1 protein-coding gene is annotated in these 428 nt (G+C 48.4%); it reads left to right on the top strand.

Annotation, left to right across the window (positions count from 1 at the left end; all coding sequences use genetic code 11):
- Positions 1-428 (top strand): rod shape-determining protein MreD (mreD, locus tag VT06_RS17420; protein WP_046555600.1); only part of this gene is annotated, 428 nt, incomplete at both ends.

Consider the following 428-nt stretch of genomic DNA (forward strand, 5'->3'; position numbering starts at 1 on the left):
TATGCAGCGCAGTATTATTTTAATCACTATCGTGTTGAGCCTGATTTTTGCGGTGATGCCGATATCGATACAAGTGGCTGCGTGGCGGCCAGAATGGCCGCTATTGGTGGTGATCTATTGGATTATCGCATTGCCGCATCGTGTGAACATCGGTTACGCGGCTGCGGTGGGTTTAGCGGTGGATATTTTGCTTGGTTCAACGCTCGGATTTCATGCCGCGGCCTATGCGCTGGTGGCTTACGCAGCAGCGCAGTATTATAAACGCATTCGCAACTTTTCCTTATCTCAGCAAGCGCTATTAGTAATGGTGCTGGTATTTTTAGGGCGGGCCATTGTGTATTTGTTCGAGCACTATTTGAATAATGCGCCACTGATGCTGCACTATTTTTGGCCAGCCTTAAGTTCAGCCATTTTTTGGCCCTGGGTTT

The sequence above is a fragment of the Arsukibacterium sp. MJ3 genome (genome assembly GCF_000987765.1).
In the GTDB taxonomy this organism is placed as follows: domain Bacteria; phylum Pseudomonadota; class Gammaproteobacteria; order Enterobacterales; family Alteromonadaceae; genus Alishewanella.